General features: G+C 65.1%; 7 protein-coding genes and 2 pseudogenes. 8 read left to right on the top strand and 1 reads right to left on the bottom strand.

Translation table 11 applies throughout. The annotated features are described in order from the left end of the window. The coding region (locus H8B02_RS42490) for a LysR family substrate-binding domain-containing protein (RefSeq protein WP_229171676.1) at positions 1–672 on the top strand (672 nt) is incomplete at its 5' end. A 152-nt stretch (positions 673–824) separates the two neighbouring features. On the opposite strand, the gene H8B02_RS42485 is transcribed toward H8B02_RS42490, so the two are convergent. After that, on the bottom strand, positions 825–2,303 hold the full coding sequence (locus H8B02_RS42485; RefSeq protein WP_229171675.1) for an MFS transporter: 1,479 nt from the start codon (positions 2,301–2,303) through the stop codon (positions 825–827). A 163-nt stretch (positions 2,304–2,466) separates the two neighbouring features. Here H8B02_RS42485 and H8B02_RS42480 point away from each other — a divergent pair, with 163 nt between their 5' ends. The 7 genes and pseudogenes from H8B02_RS42480 to H8B02_RS48735 form a co-directional block, all read left to right on the top strand. Beyond that, a complete protein-coding gene (locus tag H8B02_RS42480; protein ID WP_229171673.1) occupies positions 2,467–2,775 on the top strand; it encodes a hypothetical protein in 309 nt (102 codons plus the stop codon). 1,114 nt (positions 2,776–3,889) lie between these two features. After that, a complete protein-coding gene (locus H8B02_RS42475; protein ID WP_229171670.1) occupies positions 3,890–4,084 on the top strand; it encodes a hypothetical protein in 195 nt (64 codons plus the stop codon). Positions 4,085–4,086: 2 nt separating this feature from the next. After that, positions 4,087–4,842 (top strand): metal ABC transporter ATP-binding protein, encoded by a 756-nt coding sequence (locus H8B02_RS42470; RefSeq protein WP_229171668.1) that lies wholly within the window; start codon positions 4,087–4,089, stop codon positions 4,840–4,842. Positions 4,843–4,847: 5 nt separating this feature from the next. Further along, a pseudogene (locus H8B02_RS42465) lies at positions 4,848–5,716 on the top strand (metal ABC transporter permease). A 5-nt stretch (positions 5,717–5,721) separates the two neighbouring features. Continuing rightward, positions 5,722–6,594 (top strand): metal ABC transporter substrate-binding protein, encoded by an 873-nt coding sequence (locus tag H8B02_RS42460; RefSeq protein ID WP_229171667.1) that lies wholly within the window; start codon positions 5,722–5,724, stop codon positions 6,592–6,594. Positions 6,595–6,645: 51 nt separating this feature from the next. Then, a complete protein-coding gene (locus tag H8B02_RS42455) occupies positions 6,646–7,689 on the top strand; it encodes a CobW family GTP-binding protein (RefSeq protein WP_229171665.1) in 1,044 nt (347 codons plus the stop codon). Further along, positions 7,689–7,851, top strand: a pseudogene (locus H8B02_RS48735) (WD40 repeat domain-containing protein); the annotation flags it as partial. The gene H8B02_RS42455 and the pseudogene H8B02_RS48735, both read left to right, overlap by 1 nt.

Here is a 7,851-nt window from a genome sequence, read left to right as displayed (position 1 = left end):
CGCCGTCGCCTGCGCAAGCCGCAGGCGCGGCGCTTCCGGATCGGCGCGATCGACAGCGCCGCGGCCGGGCTGCTGCCGCCGCTGCTGCGCGACCTCCGCGCGATCCATCCCGAGGTCGCCGTGCAACTGCTGGAGGAGAAGACCATTCGGCTGCTGCCGAAGCTGTTGTCGGGCGCGCTCGATCTCGCTTTCGTGCGCCCGCCGGAGCGGCCCGACCGGCGCATCGAGTTTGTTCCGCTGCTGCAGGAGACCGCCGTGGTGGCGCTGTCGCACAAGCATAAGCTGGCGCGGCGCAAGCAGATCGTGTTGCCCGACATCGCCGATCAGCCCTTGATCGTGCCGGAGCGCCGCTCGCGGCCGCACAGCCACGATCTCACGACAAAACTGTTCGACGAGGCCGGGCTGACGCCGCGCATCCAGGAGATCGCCGACGAGAAGCAGACCATCGTCAACATGGTCGCAGCAAGGCTCGGCGTCGCCATCGTGCCGCGCTGGACCGCGCGGATGGCGATCCCGGGCGTGCGTTTCGTTCCCCTCAGGCTCAAGCGCGGCAGCAGCACCGGCCGCCTGCCGCTCGCCGCCGCCTGGCTGAAAGGCTCCCGCGATCCGGTCCGCGACCAGGTGCTCGCGGTGCTGGAGGCGAGGTTGAAGAGTTACGCGAGGGAGGCGTAGGCACATCTCTCCTCGTCATTCCCCGGTGCGCAATTGCGCACCTGAGGGCTCGCGAAGCGAGAGCCCGGAATCCATTTCACCACGCGTTCGGCGGCTCGATGGATTCCGGGCTCAGCCCCTCGGGCTGCCCCGGAACGACGAAAGAGGGTACCCTACCGCTGCTCCGCCCGGCTTTCCGACGTCCTGCTCTCCGCAGCAGGAAACAGCGTGGCGGCGGCGACCACGCCGGCAATCGCCCCGAGCGCTGCGAGGATGAACGGGGCTGCGAATGCCGGCGCCGTATCCGTTGTCCCGAGCGCCGCCCCTAGCGCGGCAATGCTGATGGCAAAGCCGGCCTGCCGGACGATCATGGTCATGGCGGAGGTCATACCGGCCTGCGCAGGTGGCGCGAGCGCCAGAGCGACGCTTCCCAATTGCGGGTTGGCCAACGCAGCGCCAATGCCGATCGTCAGCATGCCGGCGACCGTTGCGCCGCCGCGCATTGCAGCGTCGGCGGACAGCGCCGCCACCACGAGCAACACATCTCCTGAGGCGATGATGCCGAGGGCCACGATGAAGAAGAGCCGCCAGCCCCATTGGGTGACGAAGCGACCGCCCAGCAAGGGCACCAGGAGCATCGGCAGCGTCGCCGCCAGCAGCGCCACCCCCGCCACTTCCATGCTCACATGCAGGCCGGTGCTCAAGAACAGCGGCAGATAGACCAGGACGGCCCAGTAGCCAAACTGGATCGAGGTCAGCGATGTGCCGACCCCGATCATCGGCGCTGTCGCGAACACGCGCGGGTCGAGTACCGGATGCGGACTGCGCCACTGCTGCCGGACGAATGTGAATGCTGCCGTCGCGCTTGCGATCAGGCTGGCCACTCTCACGATCGGCGCGGCGTCGTGCCTTAGCAGTGCGTCGATTGCGAGACCCAGCGACAATGTCAGCAGCACGATACCCGGAGGATCGAGCGGGCGTCCGTCCGGCTCATGTGTCTCGGCAACGACCCGCGGCACTGCGAGCGCCAGCGCGAGGCAAACCGGGATGTTGGCATAGAAGATCCAGCGCCAGCCGAACCAAGCGGCGAGCAGGCCACCCAGCGTGGGGCCCAACGCCATGGCAACGCCCGAGATCACCCCGATGGTGCCAAAGGCCCGTGCTCGCTGACCCTGATGTGGAAACGCCCCGGCGACCAGCGCAATCGCGCCAGTGATCAGGAAAGCGGCGCCGATGCCTTGCAGGACGCGCGCGGCGAGGAGCAATGGACCGCTCGTCGCCGCGCCGCAGGCAATCGAAGACAGCAGAAAAACGACGTTGCCGCCCAACATCGCGCGCCGGCGGCCGAAACGATCCGCCAGAGCGCCCGATGCCAGCAGCGCGCCGGTGAGGGCGAGGCTGTAGGCGTCGATGACCCAGGCGGAGCCGGCAACCGCGAACCCGAGATCCCTGGCAATGCCGGGCATCGCGACCACGACCGCGGTCACATCGAACGGGATCAGGAATACGCCAAGGCCAAGAACGAACGTGATCAGGGTCGAGCGCTCTTGGGCGACGTCAGATGAGCGATCGTGCATGCCGCGCTGCCTCCCAATCCCCGCCCGGGGTTGCACCCGCACGAGGTCTGCGTACGCCCGTCCTGCTGACAGCATGGTGTCAGCAGGGTCGGCTGCCTGAACCTGTTTGCGATCGGGGCGCACCAACTTGCAAAGCAAGTGTCATATTAGCCTGCTAGCGATCCGTCGCGGCTGCCATTGCGCTTCCCGCGCCGGAAGTCGCCCGACGCTTCGCCGGCATTCTTTGACCGGAGGGATCATGCTCCGCATCGTCACGTGTCTGACGCTATTGATTTCCCTTTACGCGGCCGAGGCGCAAGACAGGGCGCCGGGCGGTTCATCGCAGCCCTATTTTGGGGGCTCCACAGCGCCGCCGACCGATCTGCCATCCGGGATCGGCAATTATTGCATCTACGAAAACCTCATCTTCTCGATTGGCTCGCCCATGTGCATTGGCAAGACGAGCTACGTATGTGCTCCCGCGATAAACGAAGCGGAGCTCAGTCAGCGGGCGTATTGGTCAGCAAGACCAGCTGACCCAAAACTGACCGCGCCGGTGTGCCAGTAGACTGGCTGCCGTCTCTCCAGCCTTCCTGCGGGTGCGACAAAACAACCCGACGGGCAACTCAGCAAAAACCTGTCAATCCTCGCGCGCGGAAATATTTCGCTTTATCAGAAGCACAACTCAGTGCTATAGATTGCCCGTCTCACCCGATCGAGGGGCGCTGCGCATCGTCAGGAGTGTTGCGGTGAGATGCGGTGGACGCGGATCATGCAAGCGACGAACGCATGTGAAGCGGACGGCGAAGTCGTGTGGTCCTGACGCCCTAGCGGCCGGTGTCTCGTCGCAAACGCGTAAGCGTTTTGCGGAGACGGTGACAAACAAGCCCAGTCTCGCCGGGGAGAGCACGAAATAAGCCGTAAAACCACCGCGCAGGGAAAGCCGGGATGTTCCCGGTTACACCTGTGGTCCTACCTCCCGCGTTTTTTACTACGCGGGACCCATGGGTGCGATCGGCACCCGGCTTTCCCTGCGCCCTCTGTTCTCAGAGCGGCGAAACGAAAAGCAAAGCTCGGGCTCATCATGTCGCGAGAACGCGAAGTCACGACTTCATCCCAGTTCAATAATGCATGAGATTTGCGCCCGTCATCCTGAGGTGCGAGCAGAGCGAGCCTCGAAGGATGAATCGGCCGCCAGCCGGGCCGCGCATCCCTCGAGGCTCGCCGAAGAGGCTCGCACCTCAGGATGACGGGATTGATAGCTTCGAGACGGCCGAAGGATATGACGACCCCTTGCCTACAAACTTCGCTCCTGGTGTATGTGAGGGCCTAGCTCACATACACCAGGCTATAGACATACGACTTCGGCCCCTTGCGGTTCACCCAGTCGCCGTCCGGCGGGTGATCGCCCTGGATCGGCCGGCAGCACGTTCTAGGGGCGGCCGGTGCAGGTTTGGCTCTGAGGGTCCCAGGCCCCAGCTCCAACCCGGCCGGTGCTCGATCCAGAAATCCCGATCCTGGCGCTGGTAGCCGACGGTTCCATCGTGGCGTGGTTTCCGGACAAAGCTATAGACGAGAGCGTCACCCTGCCGGGCGCAGCTCGAATCTCTCCCGGTTTTGCGGAGCGGCCATGAGTTCCTCATTTGTAGACTCGCGTTATGTTATAATATAACAGTTTCCCCATGGCGCATACGCACACCCACGACCACCACCATCATGGCCACGGCCATCCCGACGGGCACGGTCATGGCCCCTCGGCACATCCGGCCCAGGCCGCGCCCTGGTCGATCCTGCGCATGCCCGTGCCGGCCCGGCTGGCCGCGGCGCTCGCGGTCGCTGCCTGCCTGTGGGGCGTCGTCTGGCTGGCGATGAGGTGACCATGAGCGCGCTTGTTACCTTCCGCGACGTCACGCTGGGCTATGACCGCCATCCGGCGGTGCATCATCTCAACGGCGCGGTCGAGGCGGGCGCGCTGCTCGCCGTGATCGGCCCGAACGGCGCCGGCAAGTCGACGCTGCTGCGCGGCATCGCCGGCGTGCTGAAGCCGCTGTCGGGCGTGATCGATCTCGACGGGCTCGAGCACCGCGACATCGCCTATCTGCCGCAATCCGCCGACATCGACCGTACGTTTCCGATCTCGGTGTTCGATTTCGTCGGCACCGGGCTGTGGCGCTCGACCGGTTTCTTCGGCGGCATCGGCAAGGCCGCGCGCGACAAGATCCGGGCGGCGCTGGCCGCGGTCGGCCTCAACGGCTTCGAGAACCGCCCGATCGGCACGCTGTCCGGCGGCCAGATGCAGCGCATGCTGTTCGCGCGCGTGCTGTTGCAGGATGCCCGCCTGATCGTGCTCGACGAGCCGTTCAACGCCATCGATGCCAAGACCACCGCCGACCTGCTGGCGCTGGTGAAGCGCTGGAACGGCGAGGGGCGCACGGTGTTGGCGGCGCTGCACGACCTCGACATGGTGCGCAACAATTTCCCGGAAACGCTGCTCTTGGCGCGCGGCCCGGTCGAATGGGGCCCGACCGCGGAGACGCTGACGCCGGACAATCTGACGGTCGCGATGCGGATGTGCGAAGCGTTCGACGACAGTGCCGCGGCCTGCGCGGCCGATCCGCGCTCACGGGCCGCCTGACGCCAATGCTGACTGACGCGCTGATCACGCCCTTCACCGAGTTCGAATTCATGCGCCGCGCGCTCGCTGCCGTGATCGCGCTGTCGCTCGGCGGTGCGCCGATTGGCGTGTTCCTGATGCTGCGGCGGATGAGCCTGGTCGGCGACGCCATGGCGCATGCGATCCTGCCGGGGGCTGCGATCGGTTTTCTTGTCTCCGGGCTCAGCCTGTTCGCGATGACGACCGGGGGCCTGATCGCGGGCTTTGCGGTGGCGCTGCTCGCGGGCCTCGTTGCCCGCACCACCGAACTGAAGGAGGACGCCTCGCTTGCGACCTTCTATCTGGTCTCGCTCGCGCTCGGCGTCACCATTGTCTCCATCAAGGGCACCAATATCGACCTGCTGCACGTGCTGTTCGGCAATATCCTCGCGATGGACGACCAGACCCTGCTGGTGATCGCCTTCAACGCCACCATCACGCTGCTGGTGCTCGCGGTGATCTATCGCCCGCTGGTGATCGAATGCGTCGATCCGGTGTTCCTGCGCACCGTGAGCCGGGCCGCGCGCCGGCGCATCTCGCCTTCCTCGCGCTGGTCGTGGTCAATCTCGTCAACGGCTTCCATGCGCTTGGCACGCTGCTCGGCGTCGGGCTGATGATCCTGCCCGCCGGCATCGCGCGGTTCTGGTCGCGCGACATCACGACCATGATCTGCATCGCGGTCGCGAGCGCGATCGTTTCGGGTTATGCCGGGCTGGTGCTGTCGTACCAGACCCGGATTCCCTCCGGCCCCGCGATCATCCTGGTTGCGGCGGGGCTCTATATTGTGTCGCTGCTGTTCGGCAATGTCAGCGGCCTGGTTCGGCAGCTGTTTCCCGGCCGCCATCTCGAGGCGTGACGACGATGCGGCGATTGGTTGGATTGATCGGTCTGGCACTGATGCTGGCGAGCGGCGCGGCGCGCGCCGAGGAGCGCATCAACGTCGTTGCGAGCTTCTCGATCCTCGCCGACATGGTGCGCAATGTCGGCGGCAACAGCGTCGACGTGGTGGCGCTGGTCGGGCCCGACGGCGATGCGCATGTTTATGCGCCGACGCCGGCAGACGCCAAGAAGGTCGCCGACGCCAAGCTGCTGGTCATCAACGGCCTCGGCTTCGAGGGCTGGCTGCCGCGCCTTTTGCAGGCCTCCGGCAGCAAGGCGCCGGTCGCGGTGGCAACCAAGGGGATCATGCCGCGCAAGATGGGCGGCCATGACGATCCGCATGCCTGGCAATCAGTGGCCAATGCGAAGATCTACGTCGTCAATATTCGCGACGGGCTGATCGCCGCTGCCCCCGACCGTGCCGGCGTCTTCAAGGCCAATACCGACGCCTATCTGGCGAGGCTCGAGGCGCTCGACCGCGAGGTGCATGAGGCGGTGGCGAAAATACCGGACGCACGGCGCAAGGTGATCTCGACCCACGACGCCTTCGGTTATTTCGCCGACGCCTACGGAATTACGTTTTTCTCGCCGCTCAGCGTCTCGACCGATTCCGAGCCCAGCGCACGCGATATCGCCGCCATCATCGCCCAGATCAAGGTCGCGAAAATTCCGGCAGTTTTTCTCGAAAACATCAGCGATCCGCGCCTGATCGAGCGGATCGCGGCTGAGACCGGGGCCAGGGTCGGCGGGACCCTGTATTCGGACAGTTTGACGACCGAAAAGGGCCAAGCACCCACTTACATTGATATGGTCAGGCACAATATAAAGGCCCTGACCAGCGCGCTCGCCAACTAGGGGCAGGGGCCTCCCTGCCGGGATTGAGCGCGGCCCCAATTCGGAGTTGTTATGGCTGAAGCTTCGCAAAAGATTCCAGTGACCGTGCTGACGGGCTATCTCGGCGCCGGCAAGACCACGCTGTTGAACCGCATCCTGTCGGAAAACCACGGCAAGAAATACGCCGTCATCGTCAACGAATTCGGCGAGATCGGCATCGACAACGACCTCATCATCGGCGCCGATGAGGAAGTGTTCGAGATGAACAATGGCTGCGTCTGCTGCACGGTGCGCGGCGACCTCGTCCGCATCATGGATGGGTTGATGAAGCGCAAGGGCAAGTTCGACGCCATCATCGTCGAGACCACCGGCCTTGCCGATCCGGCGCCGGTCGCGCAGACCTTCTTCGTCGACGAGGACGTGCAGAAGAACGCCCGGCTCGACGCCGTTGTGACCGTCGCCGACGCCAAATGGCTGAGCGATCGCCTCAAGGACGCGCCGGAAGCCAAGAACCAGATCGCGTTCGCCGACGTCATCGTGCTGAACAAGACCGACCTGGTCTCGAAGGCTGAGCTCGCCGAGGTCGAAGCCCGCATCCGCGGCATCAATCCGTACGCAAAACTGCATCGCACCGAGCGTTGCCAGGTCGGGATCGCCGACGTGCTGGAGCGCGGCGCGTTCGACCTCGACCGCATCCTGGAGATCGAGCCCGATTTCCTCGAGGCCGGCGACGGTCACGACCATGACCACGATCATCACCACGGTCATGATCACCATCACCACGATCACGGCCATGGTCTGAAGCACTATCACGACGAGGACATGCAATCGCTGTCGCTGCGTTCGGAGAAGCCGCTCGATCCGACCAAGTTCATGCCCTGGCTGCAGAACCTCGTCGCCACCGAGGGCCAGAAGATCCTGCGTTCGAAGGGCATCCTCGCCTTCACCGGCGATGACGACCGCTACGTCTTCCAGGGCGTCCACATGATGCTGGAGGGTGATCATCAGCGGAAATGGAAGGACGGCGAGAAGCGCGAAAGCCGCGTCGTGTTCATCGGTCGCGAATTGCCGGAGCAGGCGATCCGCGACGGCTTCGAGCAGTGCATCACCACGTGATGAAAGAGTTCGATCCGGGCGAGGCCCCTTCTTCCATCGTTTCGATCACCGACCGCGTCAAGCCGCTTCCGCTCGGCGCGGCGGTCGGTTCGGTGCATTTTCTCGGCGACCGCGCGTTCTTCGTTGGCGCCGAGGAGAGCGTCGCGATCGCGACCGCCGACG

The sequence above is a fragment of the Bradyrhizobium altum genome, from assembly GCF_020889705.1.
Classification (GTDB): domain Bacteria; phylum Pseudomonadota; class Alphaproteobacteria; order Rhizobiales; family Xanthobacteraceae; genus Bradyrhizobium; species Bradyrhizobium altum.
The sequence above is the reverse complement of the archived record's forward strand: the minus strand, read 5'-3'. Positions and strand labels throughout refer to the sequence as shown.